Source organism: Streptomyces sp. TLI_146, from assembly GCF_002846415.1.
Taxonomy (GTDB): Bacteria; Actinomycetota; Actinomycetes; order Streptomycetales; family Streptomycetaceae; genus Streptomyces.
This window is the reverse complement of the sequence record NZ_PJMX01000001.1, coordinates 5,166,507-5,183,606: the sequence shown is the minus strand read 5'-3', so window position 1 is coordinate 5,183,606 and position 17,100 is coordinate 5,166,507. Positions and strand designations below refer to the sequence as shown.

The following is a 17,100-nucleotide window of genomic DNA, read 5'->3' as shown; positions in this document are numbered from 1 at the left end:
GCCGGGGGCTCAGCCGTTGCCCGACGCCAGCTCTCGGCTGCGGTCGCGGGCGGCTTCCAGGGCGGCGATCAGGGCGGCCCGTACGCCGTGGTTCTCCAGTTCGCGGATCGCGCTGATCGTGGTTCCCGCCGGGGAGGTGACGGCCTCGCGGAGCTTGACCGGGTGTTCGCCGCTGTCGCGGAGCATCACGGCGGCGCCGATGGCGGCCTGCACGATCAGGTCGTGGGCCTGGGCGCGCGGCAGGCCGAGCAGGATGCCGGCGTCGGTCATCGCCTCGACGAGGTAGTAGAAGTACGCCGGGCCCGAGCCGGAGAGTGCGGTGGCCGCGTCCTGCTGGGACTCGGGGACGCGCAGGGTCTTGCCGACGCCGCCGAAGATCTCCTCGGTGTGGGCGAGGTGGGTCGGGGTCGCGTGGCTGCCGGCGCTGATGACGGACATGCCCTCGTCCACGAGGACCGGGGTGTTCGGCATGACGCGGACGACCGGGGTGTTCGGGGCGAGCCGTTCCTCGATGAACGCGGTGGGGATGCCGGCGGCGGCGCTGATGACCAGGCGGTCGGGGGTGATGTGCGGGCTGAGTTCGTCGAGGAGGCGGCCCATGTCCTGGGGCTTCACGGCGAGGATCAGGGTGTCGGCGCGCTTGGCGGCGTCGGCGTTGGTGACGGCCTCGACGCCGTAGCGGGTGCGGAGTTCTTCGGCGCGGTCGGGGCGGCGGGTGGTGACGAGGAGGTTCGCGGGGTTCCAGCCGGCGCGGATCATCCCGCTCAGGAGGGCTTCGCCGATCTTGCCGGTGCCGAGGACTGCGACGGTGTGGGTCATGCGGTCACCCTCCGGGTGGTGCGGGGTCTTCGGCCTCATCCTCGCACCGTGGGTGGGCCGCTGGGGGCTGCGCCCCCGACCCCCTTGCTTCTTCTGCGGACCATGCCGGGCTGGTCGCGCAGTTCCCCGCGCCCCTGAAAAATGCCGCTCCGCGGCAATCCCCGGGGCCCCTACTTCCGCTTCGGGCGCTTTCGGGTCGCCGGGTTGCCCTTGCGGCGTTCCCAGCGCTTCAGCGCCTCCTCGTACTCCTTGCGGTGGAGCGTTTCGCCGGGGGCCTCCTGGAGGGCGCGGAAGGCGTAGGCCAGGAGGGAGCCCACGAAGCCGATCGCCTTCAGGCCCTGGAGGGAACGCTCCCGCTCCGGGTCCGTGGGGCGCGCGCTGAAGCCCTCCCAGGTCTTGCGGAACGCCATCGCGCTGCACACCGCGAACATCACCACGACCAGCACGGTCACGAAGCTGCCGGTGTCCGCGATCTGGAGACCCTCGTACGCGAAACGCAGCACGAAGCACGCCGCCACCGCCGCGGCCAGGGCGCCGATCGCCACCCCGGCGCGGCGCAGGCCGTAGCCGTTGTCGTGGTCGACCCACGTCGTGCCGAAGAAGCGGATGGGCTCCGGCTCGGGGCCGCCGCCGTTGCCGTTCTGGTCGCTCATGGGCTCGATTATCCCCCGGCCGCGAGCGCCGACCTCAGCCGCAGCGGACCGCCACGTAACCGTCGCTGCCCGTCTTCACGTACGCGTCCGACACGTACTGACCGTTGGCGATGTTGTCCCAGATGTTGGTCGTCCCGTACGGGCCGGAGACCGTCGTGCCGGGGCACTGGCAGTTGATCGGGACGCTCACCCCGGCGGACAGCACCTTGACCACCGGGTATCCGGTGCCCGGGCCGCTGCGGACGTTCACGCGGACGCCCGGCGCCACCGGGTACCGCTTCGTCGTCGTCTCGGCCGCCACGTCCGCGAGCTCTTCCGCAGTCATCTCCGGTCCTCCCCCATCACCGTCACTGTGCGTACGCCTCGCACGCGACCCGCAGGCTAGCAAGCCCCTCGGGTCTCGCACGCATCATCGACTAGGCTCCGAGCGTCGCGCTCGGGGACGAACACACGGGGGTGGGCGATGCCGCCGCTGCGCAGCACGGGGCCGGGCCCAGAAGCGGATCATCCGGAGTACGCGGGGCAGTACCTGCTGGAGTCGACGCTCGGCTCCGGCGGCATGGGCGTGGTCCATCTGGCCGCGTCGGCCTCCGGCCTGCGCCTGGCCGTCAAGGTCGTGCACGCCCAGCACGCCAAGGACCCCGAGTTCAGGGCGCGGTTCCGGCAGGAGGTGTCGGCCGCGCGGCGGGTGAGCGGGGCGTTCACCGCGTCCGTCGTCGACGCCGACCCGACGGCCGCGCGGCCCTGGATGGCCACGCTCTACATCCCCGGGCCCACCCTCGCCGAGGAAGTGAAGCTCAACGGGCCGCTCGCGCCCTCGCAGGTGCGGCGGCTCGGCGCCGGGCTCGCCGAGGCGCTGCGCGACATCCATCGCGCCGGGGTCGTGCACCGCGACCTCAAGCCCAGCAACGTCCTGCTCGCCGCCGACGGGCCCAAGGTCATCGACTTCGGCATCTCGCGCCCGTACGACAGCGATCTGCGCACCGAGACGGGGAAGCTGATCGGCACGCCGCCGTTCATGGCGCCGGAGCAGTTCCAGTCGCCGCGCGAGGTCGGGCCCGCCGCCGATGTCTTCGCGATGGGCGCGGTGCTGGTGCACGCGGCGACCGGGAACGGGCCGTTCGACTCCGAGAGCCACTACATCGTGGCGTACCAGGTCGTGCACAACGAGCCCGATCTGACCGGGGTTCCGGACGATCTCGTACCGCTGCTGCGGAGCTGTCTCGCCAAGAAGCCCGAGGACCGGCCGACGCCGGACGAGCTGATGGCGGAGCTGCGGTCGGCGGCGTACGGGACCGAGGCCTTCATCCCGACCCAGCGGTTCCGCAATCCGGTCGAGAAGGTGCCGGGGCGGCCCTGGCCGGGCGGGGAGGAGGAGGGTTCCTCCTCCGACGTGCCCACGCACAAGAGAGCCGCCGCCGAGCCCGTCCCGGCTCCCGGGCGGGCGCGTCGGCCGCTGCGGTGGGTCGCCGCCGGTGCGGCGCTCGTGGCCGTGGTGGCGGGTGGGGTGCTGGGTGTACGGATGGGGGCGGGCGGGGACGGCGACAGCGCCCCGCCGACGGGTCCGGCCGGTCAAGTGGCCCGGCGCGCGGACGCGTTCACGCCCTGGGCCGTGCCGCTCGCGGGCGGCGGGGGCGGCAACCGCACCCCGGCCTGCTCCTTCGCCGGAGCGGACCGGGCCCTTTACTGCGCCGCCCCCGGTGTCACGGCGGCCCGGCTCGATCCCGCGAACGGGCACGTCGTGTGGTCGGTGAAGGCCAAGGGCGCGGCCGGGCGGGTGGCCGACGACGGGCAGCCGCGGGTCTCGGGCGGGCTCGTCCTCGTGGCGCCGCCGGGCGCGGGCCGTGTCGAGGCGCTCGACCCGGCGACCGGCGCCACGCGCTGGTCCCGCCCGGTCCCGGCGCACGCGGCGCTCGCCATCGGCGACACGTCCGTCGTGTTCACCGCCGACAGCGGCGAGGTGCGCTGCCTCGACAGCGCGACCGGCAAGGAGCGCTGGCGCGGGCGGCCCGCCGCCGCGACGGCGCAGTGGGTCGCGGCGCCCGGCGGAACGGCGTGGTACGCCGTGTCGGTGGCCGAGGACGCGGCGACCTCGCTGGTCACCGCCGTCGCGCCGAACACCGGCAAGGTGCTGTGGACCAAGCGGCTGCCGGGCTCGCTGGGGCCCGTCGGGGTGGCGGGCGGGGCGCTCGCCCTGCTCGCGGCGGACGCCGACAGCTTCACGACGGCGGTCGTACGTCTGGACACGGCGACCCGGGCGGTACGCCGTACGCCGCTGCCCGCCCCCGTCGACCAGGCGCAGGCGACCGTCGCCGACGACGGCTCCCGGGTGTACGTGTTCGGGGCGGGCGGGTCACTGCTCGCGGTGGACGCGGGGCGCGGCGCGCAGCTGTGGCGGCTGGAGACGGGGGCGGCGCGGGCCTCGCGCCCGGTCGCGGGCGGGGGACGGGTGTACGTCACCGCTTCGGACGGGCGGTTGCTGGCCGTGGACGCGGGGCGGGGGGTGCTGGTCGGACAGACGGCCCCGCGGATGGCGTCCGGGCGGGACACGTTTGCGGCGAGTCTGGGGGCGCCGGTGGTGGTGGGGGCGGTGGTGTACGGGGGTGCGCCGGATGGGGCGGTGTTTGGGGTGGGGGTGGGGGCTTTGGCGGGGCGCGGTGCCCCTTGAATGCTGCTGCGGGGCAATCCCCTCTGGGCGTCCCGAAGGGACGCATCTCAGGGGCGCGGGGAACTGCGCGACCAGTTGGGGACGGCCCGCAGCCGAACGGGGTCCCGAGGGGCGGAGCCTCCGGTGCGGGCCTGTGCGGGGCCGGGGTCAGGGCGGGTTGCGGGGTTCCGGCGGGGCCGGGGTGCCGCTGTGCCCGCCCGTGCCGCCCCTAGCGGCACGCACGCCCACAGCGGCGGGGGGTACAGCGGTGCGCGGGCCCACCAGCGGCGGCGGATAGCGGCGGCACGCGCATCCGCAGCGGCGGGGGGGAGAGAGACGCGGCGCGCGCCCACAGCGGCGGCGGGGGGAGACGGCGAGCACGACCCGCCAAGGCCCCGCCGGGGTGTCGGGAATCCCCGGCGCTGGCCAGTGCGGCGTCAGGACAGTTTGGAGACGTCTCGGACCGCGCCCTTGTCCGCGCTCGTGGCCATCGCCGCGTACGCCCGCAGCGCCGCCGAGACCTTCCGCTCGCGGGACTTCGGGGCGTACACCCCGCCCAGCGACTCCCGACGGGCCGTCAACTCGGCCTCGGGGACCAGGAGTTCGATCGAGCGGCTGGGGATGTCGATGCGGATGCGGTCGCCGTCCTCGACCAGGGCGATCGTGCCGCCGGACGCCGCCTCGGGCGAGGCGTGGCCGATGGACAGGCCCGAAGTGCCACCGGAGAAGCGGCCGTCCGTGACCAGCGCGCAGGACTTGCCGAGGCCGCGCCCCTTGAGGAACGACGTCGGGTAGAGCATCTCCTGCATACCGGGGCCGCCCTTGGGGCCCTCGTAGCGGATGACGACGACGTCGCCCTCCTTGACCTCCTTGCGGAGGATCTTGTCGACGGCCTCGTCCTGCGACTCGCAGACGACCGCCGGGCCCTCGAACGTCCAGATGGACTCGTCGACGCCGGCCGTCTTCACTACGCAGCCGTCCTCGGCGAGGTTGCCCTTGAGGACGGCCAGGCCGCCGTCCCGCGAGTACGCGTGCGCCGCGTCGCGGATGCAGCCGTTCGCCGCGTCCGTGTCGAGCGTCTCCCAGCGCTTGGACTGCGAGAACGCGGTCGCCGAGCGCTCGCAGCCGGGCGCCGCGTGCCACAGCTCGACGGCCTCGGGCGTCGCGGAGCCCCCGCGCACGTCCCACGCGTCCAGCCACTCCTTGATGGAGCGGGAGTGCACGGTGTGGACGTCCTCGTTGAGCAGGCCCGCGCGGTAGAGCTCGCCGAGGATGGCGGGGATGCCGCCCGCGCGGTGCACGTCCTCCATGTAGTACGTGGTGGTGGGCGCGACGTTGGGCGCGACCTTGGCCAGGCACGGCACCCGGCGGGACACCGCGTCGATGTCCTTCAGGTCGTAGTCGAGCTCGGCCTCCTGGGCGGCGGCCAGCAGGTGCAGGATCGTGTTGGTGGAGCCGCCCATGGCGATGTCGAGCGCCATCGCGTTCTCGAACGCCGCGCGCGTGGCGATGCTGCGCGGGAGGACGGAGGCGTCGTCGTCCTCGTAGTACCGCTTGGTGATGTCGACGACCGTACGGGCCGCGTTCTCGTACAGGGCGCGGCGGGCGGTGTGGGTGGCGAGGACCGAGCCGTTGCCGGGCAGGCTCAGGCCCATGGCCTCGGTCAGGCAGTTCATCGAGTTGGCGGTGAACATGCCGGAACAGCTGCCGCAGGTGGGGCAGGCGTTCTCCTCGATGCGCAGGACGTCCGCGTCCGAGATCTTCTCGTTGGCCGCGTCGACCATGGCATCGATCAGGTCGAGCTTGCGGACGGTGCCGTCGACGAGGGTGGCCTGGCCGGCCTCCATCGGGCCGCCGGAGACGAAGACGGTGGGGATGTTGAGGCGCATCGCGGCCATCAGCATGCCCGGGGTGATCTTGTCGCAGTTGGAGATGCAGATCAGGGCGTCGGCGCAGTGGGCCTCGACCATGTACTCCACGCTGTCCGCGATCAGGTCGCGGGAGGGGAGGCTGTAGAGCATGCCGCCGTGGCCCATCGCGATGCCGTCGTCGACCGCGATGGTGTTGAACTCGCGGGGGACGGCGCCGGCGGCCAGGATCGCGTCGGAGACGATGCGGCCGACGGGGGCGAGGTGGGTGTGCCCGGGGACGAACTCGGTGAAGCTGTTCGCCACGGCGATGATCGGCTTGCCGATGTCCGCGCCGGCTACGCCCGAGGCGCGCATCAGGGCGCGGGCGCCGGCCATATTGCGGCCGTGGGTGACGGTGCGGGACCTCAGCTCGGGCATTGCGCTTGCTCCTTAGCGTCCTTCTCAGACAGATGGGGCTGCCTTCGAGCGTACGCTCCGGCTCCAAGATCTGGACAGGCTGTCCGGATGGCGGGACGCGCGGCTCGGCATCCGGGCGCCGCCCCTTCGGTCTCGGACCGCGGTCCCGAGCGTCCGCCACCTGCGCTAAAGCAACGCCGCCCACGCCAAAGCGTTGATCAGCGGCGTACCTTCGAAGCCAGATGCAGCCGCGTGAAGGCCAGCGCCTCCGCCAAGTCGGCCTCGCGTTCGGCCGCCGACATCGCTCGGCGGGTGTTGACCTCGATGACCACATGGCCGTCGAAGCCCGTGCGGGCCAGTCCCTCCAGGAGTTCGGCGCACGGCTGGTTGCCGCGGCCGGGCACCAGGTGCTCGTCCTTGGCCGAGCCCTTGCCGTCGGCGAGGTGGACGTGGGCGAGCCGGTCGCCCATGCGGTCGACCATCGCCATCGCGTCGGTGCGGGCGGTCGCGGCGTGCGAGAGGTCGACCGTGAAGTGCCGGTAGTCGTCCTTGGTGACGTCCCAGTCGGGTGCGTACGCGAGCATCTCCCGGTCGCGGTAGCGCCACGGGTACATGTTCTCGACGGCGAACCGTACGTCCGTCTCGTCCGCCATCCGCCAGATGCCGGTGACGAAGTCGCGGGCGTACTGGCGCTGCCAGCGGAACGGCGGGTGCACCACCACGGTGGAGGCGCCCAGCTTCTCGGCGGCGGCTCTCGCGCGTTGCAGCTTCACCCAGGGGTCGGTCGACCAGACCCGCTGGGTGATCAGCAGACAAGGGGCGTGAACGGCCAGGATGGGCACCTGGTGGTAGTCCGACAGGCGGCGCAGGGCGTCGATGTCCTGGCTGACCGGGTCGGTCCAGACCATGACCTCGACGCCGTCGTACCCCAGGCGCGCCGCGATCTCGAAGGCCGTCGCCGTCGACTCCGGATAGACCGAAGCCGTCGACAGGGCGACCTTCGCATCCGGGATGCGCACTACTGGTTCTGCCACGGAGACAGCGTACGGGCACCCGCAAGAGGGTCCGCGAGGGGAGTGTCCGGGCGGCCGGATCCGGCCGCCGCCGCGCCGCCGGACGTCATCCCACCGGCAGCTGGTCGAGGTGGCGCAGGATCACGCCCTCGCGCAGCGCCCACGGGCAGATCTCCAGCTCCTCCACCCCGAACAGGTCCATCGCCCCCTCGGCCACCAGCGCCCCCGCCAGCAGCTGGCGGGCCCGGCCCTCGGAGACGCCGGGCAGCGTGGTGCGCTGCTCGGTGGTCATCGCGGCGAGCTTGGGCACCCACTCCTCCAGCGACTTGCGGCTCAGGGTGCGCTGGACGTACACGCCCTCGGTGGAGCGGGCGGCGCCCGCGATCCTGGCGAGCTGCTTGAAGGTCTTGGAGGTGGCGACCACGTGGTCCGGGGAGCCGGAGCGGGTGAACTCGCCGACGGTACGGGCGATCTGCGCGCGGACGTGGCGGCGAAGGGCCCGTACGTCGGACGGGTCGGGCGGGTCGCCCGGCAGCCAGGCGGCGGTGAGCCGGCCCGCGCCCAGCGGCAGCGAGACGGCCGCGTCGGGCTCCTCGTCGATCCCGTACGCGACCTCCAGGGAGCCGCCGCCGATGTCCAGGAGCAGCAGTTTCCCGGCGGACCAGCCGTACCAGCGGCGGGCCGCGAGGAAGGTGAGGCGGGCCTCCTCCTCGCCGGAGAGGACACCGAGGTCGACGCCGGTCTCCTCCTTGACCCGGGCGAGCACCAGGTCCGCGTTGCTGGCCTCGCGCACCGCCGAGGTGGCGAACGGGAGCATTTCCTCGACGCCCTTGTCCTCGGCCGCGATCAGCGCGCCGCTGACCGTGGCCACCAGCCGGTCGACGCCCTCCGGTCCGATCGCACCGTCCTCGTCGAGGAGCTCGGCGAGCCTCAGCTCGGCCTTGTGCGAGTACGCGGGCAGCGGCGCGGCACCGGCGTGCGCGTCCACCACCAGCAGGTGAACCGTATTCGACCCCACATCGAGGACTCCGAGTCTCATGAGCTGAACGCTACTGCGGTTGCGGACATACGCTTGTCCCGTGCCAAAGACGAAAAAGGCGAAGCCGGGCAAAGCCAAGGCCCCCAAGACTCCCAAGCAGCGGGCCGACGAGCAGGGGGTCGACTTCCCGCGCGCGTGGGTCGAGTTCCCGGACCCCGCCGACGACGAACAGGTCTTCCGCTGCGACCTGACCTGGCTGACCTCGCGGTGGACCTGCATCTTCGGCAGCGGCTGCCAGGGCATCCAGGCGGGCCGCGCCGACGACGGCTGCTGCACGCTCGGCGCGCACTTCTCGGACGAGGACGACGAGAAGCGCGTGGCGGAGCACGTGGCGCGGCTCACGCCGGAGCTGTGGCAGTTCCACGACGAGGGAACGCAGAGCGGCTGGGTCCAGCTCGACGAGGACGGCGAGCGGCAGACCCGCAGGTGGGAAGGTTCCTGCATCTTCCAGAACCGGCCCGGGTTCGCGGGCGGCGCGGGCTGCTCGCTGCACATCCTGGCGCTCAAGGAGGGCAAGGAGCCGCTGGAGACCAAGCCGGACGTCTGCTGGCAGCTGCCGGTGCGGCGTACGTACGACTGGATCGACCGGCCGGACGAGACGCGCGTGCTGCAGATCTCGATCGGTGAGTACGACCGGCGCGGCTGGGGTCCGGGCGGCCACGACCTGCACTGGTGGTGCACCTCGGCGACCTCGGCGCACGGCGCGGGCGACCCGGTCTATGTGACCTACCGGCCGGAGCTGACCGAGCTGATGGGCAAGAAGGCGTACGACGTGCTCGTGGGCCTGTGCGAGGCGCGGCTCGCGTCCTCGCTGCCGCTGGTGGCACCGCACCCGGCGGACCCGTCCCGCTGACGGCGGCCGCACCGGCGGACCGCTCATGACGGCTGGGTCGGCGACGCCGTGTCGCTCGGCGTGCCCGGCGGAGAGGACGGGTCCGTCGGGGTCGGGGTCGGCGACTGCGAGGTCGGCGTGGGCGAGGGGCTGGTCGGCGTCGGGGAGGCGGGCGGCGTGGTCGGCGGGGTCGGCTCCGGCGAGGACGGTGTGCCGGGGTCGGGCGAGGCGGGCGGGATGGCCCGGGTGCCCTGCCCGGTCCCGGTGATCCGCACGACCGCGCCCGAGGGCCGCACGCCCACCTGGGCCGACCAGGGGCCGCGCGGTTCGCGCGCGTGGTTGACCGACACGTACACGGATACGTTTCCGCCCGCGTCCAGCGTCCCGCCCGTGCTGCTGAAGACGAGCCAGGGCGCGTCCGTCCACAGCGACCAGTTCACCGGGCCGTCGCCCGTCGCGGTGAGCGTGAGGACCGTGACGCCGCCCTGCGAACGGGCCGAGACGGTGAGCTCGCCGGGGCTCGTCGGGCTGGCCGAGCCCGGGCTGACGACCTCCACGGAGACGTCGGCGGGGGCGCGGCCGCCCGGGGTGGCGCGGGGGTCGGGGTCGGTGCGGGCGTTGCCCGCGTTCTGATAGCGCTCGTACGGAAGCCCCTCGCCGCCGCTGTCCGCCTCGCTGGCGGTGATCTTGGCGCCGTCGTGCGACTCGCCGGTCGCGGGGGCGCCCCGGTAGGCGGCCCAGAGCGCGAAGGCCGGGGCGGCGACGACCGTGGCCACCACCGTGGTCGTCACGGCACGCGCGCGCAGCCGGTCGCGGCGGGCGGCGCGGTCCTTGGGGTCCATCGGGAAGCCGGACCGGTCGAAGCGGGGCGCGCCGCCGCGGGTCCTGGGCACATGGAGCATCGCCGCGTACGCCGCCGCGCGCGGCGCCTCGGCCAGCGGCAGCGCGGCCGGGGTGACCGAGGAGCCCGGCCAGGGCCCGGCGGCACCGGCGCGCTCGGCGGCCCGGCGGCAGCGCGGGCAGTCGTCGACGTGCCGGACCAGTTCGCGGCGCAGGGCCGCCGACAGCAGCACCTGGTGGTCGCCGGTGAGCCGGGCCACCGACGGGCAGCCGCCGGTCTCGACGACGGCGAGCGCGGCCCGGGTCCGCTCGACCTCGCAGGCGCCCGCGGCGAGCAGCTCGCGGGCGGCCGGGTAGCTCATGCCGAGGACGGAGGCGACCTCGCGGGGGCCCAGCTGGTGGCGGACGGCGAGCTCCAGGGCCTCGCGCTGCTCGGGGGTGGTGCCGGCCGCCTCGGGCCAGGCGAGCAGGGCCAGTTCGCGCTGCCGCCGCTCGGCCTCCTCGGGGTCGGCGGACGCGGCCGCGCCCGGCTCGCAGGTCTGCGGGCGGCCGGTGTGGGCGCCCTTGCGGGCGCGTTTGCGCTCGGCGAGCTTGCGCAGACAGGACCAGCGCGCCAGCGCGTACAGCCACGCCTTGCGCTCGGCCTCGGTGTCGGGGCAGCGCGCGTGCTGGCGCTCGGAGACGGCGAGGACGTCACCGAGGACGTGGACGGCCTCGTCGTGGTCGCAGAGCACGGACAGGCAGTACGTGAACAGGCCGTCGAGATACGCCTCGTAACGCGCCGGCGGGCGCTGGGTCAACGTCCGGGGCGCGCGGCGCTGCGCCCGGTGTGCGCCGGTGGTGTGCGTGGAGTGATCCAGACCGCTGCTCTTCACCCGGCGAAGGTAGGCGCAGGATCCCGGGTCCTTCGTGCCCCTTGAGCACATTTACTCCTTACGGGTGAAGGTATCCCTCAAAAGGGGACAGGAACCCGCTCTTCCATCGCGGAAGCTTGCCTTCCTCGACGCGGAACGTTGCCTTCCCCCTTGTGGGGGAACGGCCTTCGGCCGTGGATATGCCACCGGCCGGACCCCGAGGATGCGCCGCCCGGCGGCGCTGTCAGTGGTCGCCGCTACGGTGACGTCATGGCTACCCGTACGAAATCCGCGAAGGACCGGCCGTCCTACCGCTGCACCGAATGCGGCTGGACGACCGCCAAGTGGCTCGGCCGCTGCCCCGAGTGCCAGGCGTGGGGGACGGTCGAGGAGTACGGCGCGCCCGCGGTGCGCACCACGTCGGCGGGCCGGGTCTCCGCCGCCGCGCTGCCGATCGGCCAGGTGGACGCCCGCCAGGCCACCGCGCGCTCGACCGGCGTCGACGAGCTGGACCGCGTCCTGGGCGGCGGGCTCGTCCCGGGCGCGGTGGTGCTGCTCGCGGGCGAGCCGGGCGTCGGCAAGTCCACGCTGCTGCTCGACGTGGCGGCGAAGGCGGCCCACGAGGCGCACCCCACCCTCTATGTGACGGGCGAGGAGTCCGCGAGCCAGGTCCGGCTGCGCGCCGACCGGATCAACGCGCTCAACGACCATCTGTATCTGGCGGCCGAGACGGACCTCTCGGCGGTGCTCGGCCATCTGGACGCGGTCAAGCCGTCCCTGCTCGTCCTCGACTCCGTGCAGACCGTCGCCTCCCCGGAGATCGACGGCGCGCCCGGCGGCATGGCGCAGGTGCGCGAGGTGGCGGGCGCGCTGATCCGCGCCTCCAAGGAGCGCGGGATGGCGACGCTCCTGGTCGGCCACGTCACGAAGGACGGCGCGATCGCGGGCCCGCGTCTGCTCGAACACCTCGTGGACGTGGTCCTGTCCTTCGAGGGCGACCGGCACGCGCGCCTGCGGCTGGTGCGCGGCGTGAAGAACCGGTACGGGGCGACGGACGAGGTGGGCTGCTTCGAGCTGCACGACGAGGGGATCACGGGCCTGGCCGACCCGTCGGGCCTGTTCCTCACCCGGCGCGACGAGCCGGTGCCGGGCACGTGCCTGACGGTGACCCTGGAGGGCCGCAGGCCCCTGGTGGCCGAGGTCCAGGCGCTCACCGTCGACTCCCAGATCCCCTCCCCGCGCCGCACCACGTCGGGCCTGGAGACCTCGCGGGTCTCGATGATGCTGGCGGTCCTGGAGCAGCGCGGGCGGATCAGCGCGCTGGGCAAGCGCGACATCTACAGTGCGACGGTCGGCGGGGTGAAGCTCTCCGAGCCCGCCGCGGACCTGGCGATCGCCCTCGCGCTGGCGTCGGCGGCGAGCGACACCCCGTTGCCGAAGAACCTGGTGGCGATCGGTGAGGTGGGGCTCGCGGGCGAGGTCAGACGGGTGACGGGCGTCCAGCGCCGGCTCGCCGAGGCCCACCGCCTGGGCTTCACGCACGCGCTGGTGCCGTCCGACCCGGGCAAGGTCCCGGCCGGTATGAAGGTCACGGAAGTCGCCGACATGGGGGACGCCCTGCGGGTGCTGCCGCGCGGGCGTCGCACGGAGGCCCCACGGGGGGAGGAGGAGCGCCGGTAGACTTTGCCGTCGAACGTCTGCGACCGGAGGAGTGCAGTGGCAGCCAACGACCGGGCAGCGGGATCCGGCAAGTCCGGCACAGGCTCCGGCAACGAAGCGCTGATGCGTGCCGCGCTGAGCGCCGTCGCGCCCGGCACCGCACTCCGCGACGGCCTGGAGCGCATCCTCCGGGGCAACACGGGCGGCCTGATCGTCCTCGGCCTCGACAAGACGGTCGACTCGATGTGCACGGGCGGCTTCGTCCTGGACGTCGAGTTCACCGCGACGCGGCTGCGCGAGCTGTGCAAGCTCGACGGCGCGCTGGTCCTGGACAAGGACATCACCAAGATCCACCGGGCCGGGGTGCAGCTGGTCCCGGACGCGGACATCCCCACGGAGGAGACGGGCACCCGCCACCGCACGGCGGACCGCGTCTCCAAGCAGTGCAACTTCCCGGTCGTCTCGGTCTCCCAGTCCATGCGCCTGATCGCGCTGTACGTGGACGGGGAGCGCCGGGTCCTGGAGGAGTCGGCGGCGATCCTCTCGCGCGCCAACCAGGCGCTGGCGACGCTTGAGCGGTACAAGCTGCGCCTGGACGAGGTGGCGGGCACGCTCTCCGCGCTGGAGATCGAGGACCTGGTGACGGTCCGGGACGTGACGGCGGTGGCGCAGCGCCTGGAGATGGTCAGACGCATCGCCACGGAAATCGCCGAGTACGTGGTGGAGTTGGGCACGGACGGGCGACTGCTCTCGCTCCAGCTGGACGAGCTGATCGCGGGCGTCGAGCCCGAGCGGGAGCTGGTGGTGCGGGACTATGTGCCGGAGCCGACGGCGAAGCGCTCGCGTACGGTGGCCGAGGCGCTGCACGAGCTGAACGAGCTGACCCATGCGGAGCTGCTCGAACTCCCCATAGTGGCGAGGGCGTTGGGCTACAGCGGCTCGCCCGAGACGCTGGACTCCGCGGTCTCCCCGCGCGGCTACCGCCTCCTGGCCAAGGTCCCCCGCCTGCCCGGCGCGATCATCGAGCGCCTGGTGGAGCACTTCGGCGGCCTCCAGAAGCTGCTGGCCGCGTCGGTGGACGACCTCCAGACGGTCGACGGGGTCGGCGAGGCGCGGGCTCGGAGCGTCCGGGAGGGGCTGTCCCGGCTGGCGGAGTCGTCCATCCTGGAGCGCTACGTCTAGCTCCGCCGGGGTGCGGTGAGTCGACTGCGGCCCGGTGTTTGTCTGCGGGATGCGGTGGGCTGGTCGCGCAGTTCCCCGCGCCCCTTTTTTGGCCCGGGGTTCGTCTGCGGGTGTGTGGTGGGTTGCTCGCGCAGTTCCTCGCGCCCCTTTTTTGGCCGGTGTTTGTCTGCGGACCGTGCTGGGTTGCTCGCGCCGTTCCCCGCGCCCCTAACCCCTCCTTCGTCTGCGGGCCGTGGCCGGTTGCTCGCGCCGTTCCCCGCGCCCCTCAACCCCCCTTCATCTGCGGACCGTGGCCGGTTGCTCGCGCCGTTCCCCGCGCCCCTACAGGGGCGCCCCGCAGGGGCGCATTTAAGGGGCGCGGGGAACTGCGCGCTCAGTTGGGGACGGCCCGCAGACGAACGACGGCCTCGATAAGGGGCGCGGGGAACTGCGCGACCAGCCCGCCACGGTCCGCAGACGAACCGGGACCGGGGCGGAGCCCCGGAAAGTAGCCTGCAGGGGACGTGGGCCCTCGACGCCGCCCGCGAAACTAGTCCTTCGTCAAGGAGAACGGCGCTCGGGCCACCGGCAGGCCCGGGGTCTGGACCTCGAAGAGGTACGTGCCCGGGGACGGGGCGCCCGGCGGCGGCGTCGCGCAGTGTGCCGCGCTCCGCGTCCGGTCCCACGCCACCACATGCGTGACCGTCCCCTTGCCCGGCACCTGGAACAGCACGCTCCCCGGCCCGCTCGGGCAGTCGTCCGACGCCCACACCTTGCTGTCCCCGGAGTCCGTCACCACGAGCACCGCGCCCTTGGGCCCGAGGTCCGCCTTGCAGGTGGAGGACGTCGTGTTCTCGACGGAGATCTCGACCCGCGGCTTCTCCCCGGGCGCGTACGTGTTCTTCAGGCTCCGGACCGTCAGCTTCAGCTGACCCGGCGCGCAGACCGGCAGCGTGGACTCCGCGGGCACCTGCCGCGCCGTACCGCCGTCGGAGGAGCCGCCGCCGACGGCGCCCGCGCCGCCTCCGGACCCCGAACCCCCGCCGTCCGCGCCCCCGTTGCCGACGCCGCCGGACGAACCGCCCGTACCGCCGCCCGAGGAGGAAGAGGAGGAACCCGCGGACGAGGAGCCGGAGCCGCCGGGGGTCTCGTCGCGGCCCCCCGGCGCCGTACTGATCGCCGGGCCCGAGCTCCCCGGCCCCGGCGTGATCGAGGGGGCCGGATGGGAGCCCTTGTCGTTGGAGCTGCCCTTACTTCCGCCCCCGCCACCGGAACTGACGGCCCATAGGATCACCACCGCGAGCAGCGCGAGCAAGGACAGCGCGACTGCCCTCCGTCGCCAGTAGATGGAGGAGGGAAGCGGCCCGACCGGATTGCGCAGAGATCCCACGGACGAAACTCTACGAGAGTTCCGCACCAACTCCCGCCCCACCCGCCGCTCGCCCGCCGCAACTTTTCCGGATCATCATTCCGGAAGGCGATGTTCCATACTGTCCGTCACCATGGATAGCGATCTCTACCGCGACATCACCGACTTCGCCCACGACAACCCCTCGTGGCTGCAGCACCTCCTTGAGCTCTGGACGGAGGTGGGGCTGATCCTGTTCGGCGTGCTGTTCGTCGTCTGCTGGTGGCGGGCGCGCCGGGCCGGTTCGACGGCGATGGCCCTGGCGCTGCTCGCCCCGCTGGCGACCGCCGCCGCGTACCTCTCCAGCGAGGTGATCAAGTCGCTGGTGGACGAGGAGCGCCCGTGCCGCGCGGTCAAGGGCGCCGCCACCTCCCTGATCACCTGCCCGGTCAACGGCGACTGGTCGTTCCCCTCCAACCACGCCACCATCGCGGGCGGCGCGGCCGTCGCGCTCGCGCTGGCCTGGCCGCGCATCTGGGCGCTGACCGTGCCGATGGCGCTGCTCATGGCCTTCTCCCGGGTGTACGTGGGCGTGCACTACCCGCACGACGTGGCGGTGGGCCTGCTGCTCGGCACGGCCGTCGCCTTCCTCGTGACCAAGGCCGGTACCCGCCCGGTGCGCTCGCTGGTCGAGTCGATGCGGAACAGCAGCAACGGCGCGGCTCTGTGGCTGACCGGGCCGGGCGCGCCGCTGCACGCCCGCCGCTGAGCGGCCCGCCGTACCCGTCGTGCCCCCGTTCCGTGCCAGGATCGGGGGTGCCATGACGACGATGCCGACGACCGACCCCGACACGGTCTCCCCCGACGCTCTCCACACCCCCGTCCTCGGGTGGTTCGACCAGCACGCGCGCGACCTGCCCTGGCGCCGCCCCGAGGCCGGTGCCTGGGGGGTGATGGTCAGCGAGTTCATGCTCCAGCAGACGCCGGTGAGCCGGGTGCTCCCGGTGTACGAGCAGTGGCTGGCCCGCTGGCCACGCCCGGCCGACCTGGCCGCCGACGCGCCGGGCGAGGCCGTGCGCGCCTGGGGGCGGCTCGGCTACCCGCGCCGCGCGCTGCGGCTGCACGGGGCCGCCGTGGCGATAACGGAACGGCACGGCGGCGACGTGCCGCGCGACCACGGCCAGCTGCTCTCGCTGCCCGGCATCGGCGAGTACACGGCCGCCGCGGTGGCCTCCTTCGCGTACGGGCAGCGCCACGCCGTCCTGGACACCAATGTGCGCCGGGTCTTCGCGCGGGCCGTCACCGGCGTCCAGTACCCGCCGAACGCCACCACCGCCGCCGAGCGGCGCCTCGCCCGCGCGCTGCTGCCCGACGACGAGGCCCGCGCGGCCCGCTGGGCGGCCGCCTCGATGGAGCTGGGCGCGCTGGTGTGCACCGCCAGGAACGAGGACTGCGGAAGCTGCCCGATCGCCGCGCGCTGCGCCTGGCACCTGGCGGGCAAGCCCGCGCACGACGGCCCGCCGCGCCGCGGCCAGACGTACGCCGGGACCGACCGCCAGGTGCGCGGCAAGCTGCTCGCGGTGCTGCGGGAGGCGGTGGACCCCGTGCCGCAGGCCGCGCTGGACGCGGTGTGGCACGAGCCGGTGCAGCGGGCCCGCGCGCTCGACGGCCTCGTCGCGGACGGACTGGTGGAGCCGCTGGCGGGCGGGGTGTACCGGCTGCCGCTGAGCTGACGGAGCGGCGCACCGGCGTACCGGCGAACTTCCTTGCCCGTGGCCCCTGTTGACCCGGGCCGCACCTCTTTCGGATGGCTCTGTGTCACCGGGGGGACACGCCCGTACCCCTTGTAAACACGGGTCAAACCTCGGCTGTTACACAACCGATGGCTCTCCGTGCGCCCCCCGACGGCTGCTCCGCACAGGCCCGTGACAACGGCTCCGTAGGTTCAGTCAGGTAAGTGGGACAGGC

Annotated in this window: 14 protein-coding genes; 6 read left to right on the top strand and 8 right to left on the bottom strand. The window is 73.5% G+C overall.

The window, feature by feature from the left end; all coding sequences use genetic code 11:
• Positions 1 to 9: 9 nt before the first annotated feature.
• The 3 genes from proC to BX283_RS23225 form a co-directional block, all read right to left on the bottom strand.
• Positions 10 to 819, bottom strand: coding sequence for a pyrroline-5-carboxylate reductase (gene proC / locus BX283_RS23235; RefSeq protein WP_101389454.1), 810 nt, complete (start codon positions 817 to 819; stop codon positions 10 to 12).
• Positions 820 to 989: 170 nt separating this feature from the next.
• Positions 990 to 1,472: a hypothetical protein gene (locus tag BX283_RS23230; RefSeq protein ID WP_101389453.1), complete on the bottom strand. Its 483-nt coding sequence runs from the start codon at positions 1,470 to 1,472 to the stop codon at positions 990 to 992.
• 34 nt (positions 1,473 to 1,506) lie between these two features.
• Positions 1,507 to 1,797 carry a peptidase gene (locus BX283_RS23225; protein ID WP_101389452.1) on the bottom strand — a complete coding sequence of 97 codons (291 nt, stop codon included), beginning with the start codon at positions 1,795 to 1,797 and terminating at the stop codon, positions 1,507 to 1,509.
• Positions 1,798 to 1,935: 138 nt separating this feature from the next.
• Here BX283_RS23225 and BX283_RS23220 point away from each other — a divergent pair, with 138 nt between their 5' ends.
• Complete coding sequence (locus tag BX283_RS23220) at positions 1,936 to 4,140, top strand: PQQ-binding-like beta-propeller repeat protein (protein ID WP_101389451.1); 2,205 nt, start codon at positions 1,936 to 1,938, stop codon at positions 4,138 to 4,140.
• Between the two features lie 416 nt (positions 4,141 to 4,556).
• Here the strand turns inward: BX283_RS23220 and ilvD are convergent, their stop codons facing one another.
• From ilvD to BX283_RS23205, 3 genes are all read right to left on the bottom strand, one after another.
• A complete protein-coding gene (gene ilvD / locus BX283_RS23215) occupies positions 4,557 to 6,407 on the bottom strand; it encodes a dihydroxy-acid dehydratase (protein ID WP_101389450.1) in 1,851 nt (616 codons plus the stop codon).
• Positions 6,408 to 6,604: 197 nt separating this feature from the next.
• On the bottom strand, positions 6,605 to 7,420 hold the full coding sequence (locus BX283_RS23210) for a sugar phosphate isomerase/epimerase (protein ID WP_101389449.1): 816 nt from the start codon (positions 7,418 to 7,420) through the stop codon (positions 6,605 to 6,607).
• Positions 7,421 to 7,505: 85 nt separating this feature from the next.
• The gene (locus BX283_RS23205; protein WP_101389448.1) at positions 7,506 to 8,438 is read right to left on the bottom strand and encodes a Ppx/GppA phosphatase family protein; all 933 of its coding nucleotides are present in this window, start codon (positions 8,436 to 8,438) and stop codon (positions 7,506 to 7,508) included.
• Positions 8,439 to 8,478: 40 nt separating this feature from the next.
• Here BX283_RS23205 and BX283_RS23200 point away from each other — a divergent pair, with 40 nt between their 5' ends.
• Positions 8,479 to 9,291 (top strand): hypothetical protein, encoded by an 813-nt coding sequence (locus tag BX283_RS23200; protein WP_101389447.1) that lies wholly within the window; start codon positions 8,479 to 8,481, stop codon positions 9,289 to 9,291.
• 23 nt (positions 9,292 to 9,314) lie between these two features.
• Here BX283_RS23200 and BX283_RS23195 read toward each other — a convergent pair whose 3' ends face one another.
• Positions 9,315 to 11,036, bottom strand: a complete 1,722-nt coding sequence (locus BX283_RS23195; protein WP_101389446.1) for a sigma-70 family RNA polymerase sigma factor — start codon at positions 11,034 to 11,036, stop codon at positions 9,315 to 9,317.
• A gap of 198 nt (positions 11,037 to 11,234) precedes the next feature.
• On the opposite strand from BX283_RS23195, the gene radA reads away from it, so the two are divergent.
• Entirely contained in the window at positions 11,235 to 12,644 is a 1,410-nt protein-coding gene (gene radA / locus BX283_RS23190; protein ID WP_101389445.1) for a DNA repair protein RadA, read from the top strand.
• A 36-nt stretch (positions 12,645 to 12,680) separates the two neighbouring features.
• The gene (gene disA / locus BX283_RS23185; protein ID WP_101389444.1) at positions 12,681 to 13,805 is read left to right on the top strand and encodes a DNA integrity scanning diadenylate cyclase DisA; all 1,125 of its coding nucleotides are present in this window, start codon (positions 12,681 to 12,683) and stop codon (positions 13,803 to 13,805) included.
• Between the two features lie 529 nt (positions 13,806 to 14,334).
• Here the strand turns inward: disA and BX283_RS23180 are convergent.
• Positions 14,335 to 15,174, bottom strand: a complete 840-nt coding sequence (locus BX283_RS23180) for a hypothetical protein (protein WP_101392532.1) — start codon at positions 15,172 to 15,174, stop codon at positions 14,335 to 14,337.
• A 112-nt stretch (positions 15,175 to 15,286) separates the two neighbouring features.
• Between BX283_RS23180 and BX283_RS23175 the strand changes: the two genes are divergently transcribed.
• Positions 15,287 to 15,901, top strand: a complete 615-nt coding sequence (locus BX283_RS23175) for a phosphatase PAP2 family protein (protein ID WP_180357233.1) — start codon at positions 15,287 to 15,289, stop codon at positions 15,899 to 15,901.
• A 52-nt stretch (positions 15,902 to 15,953) separates the two neighbouring features.
• Positions 15,954 to 16,865, top strand: a complete 912-nt coding sequence (locus BX283_RS23170; RefSeq protein ID WP_373979282.1) for an A/G-specific adenine glycosylase — start codon at positions 15,954 to 15,956, stop codon at positions 16,863 to 16,865.
• Positions 16,866 to 17,100 lie beyond the last annotated feature (235 nt).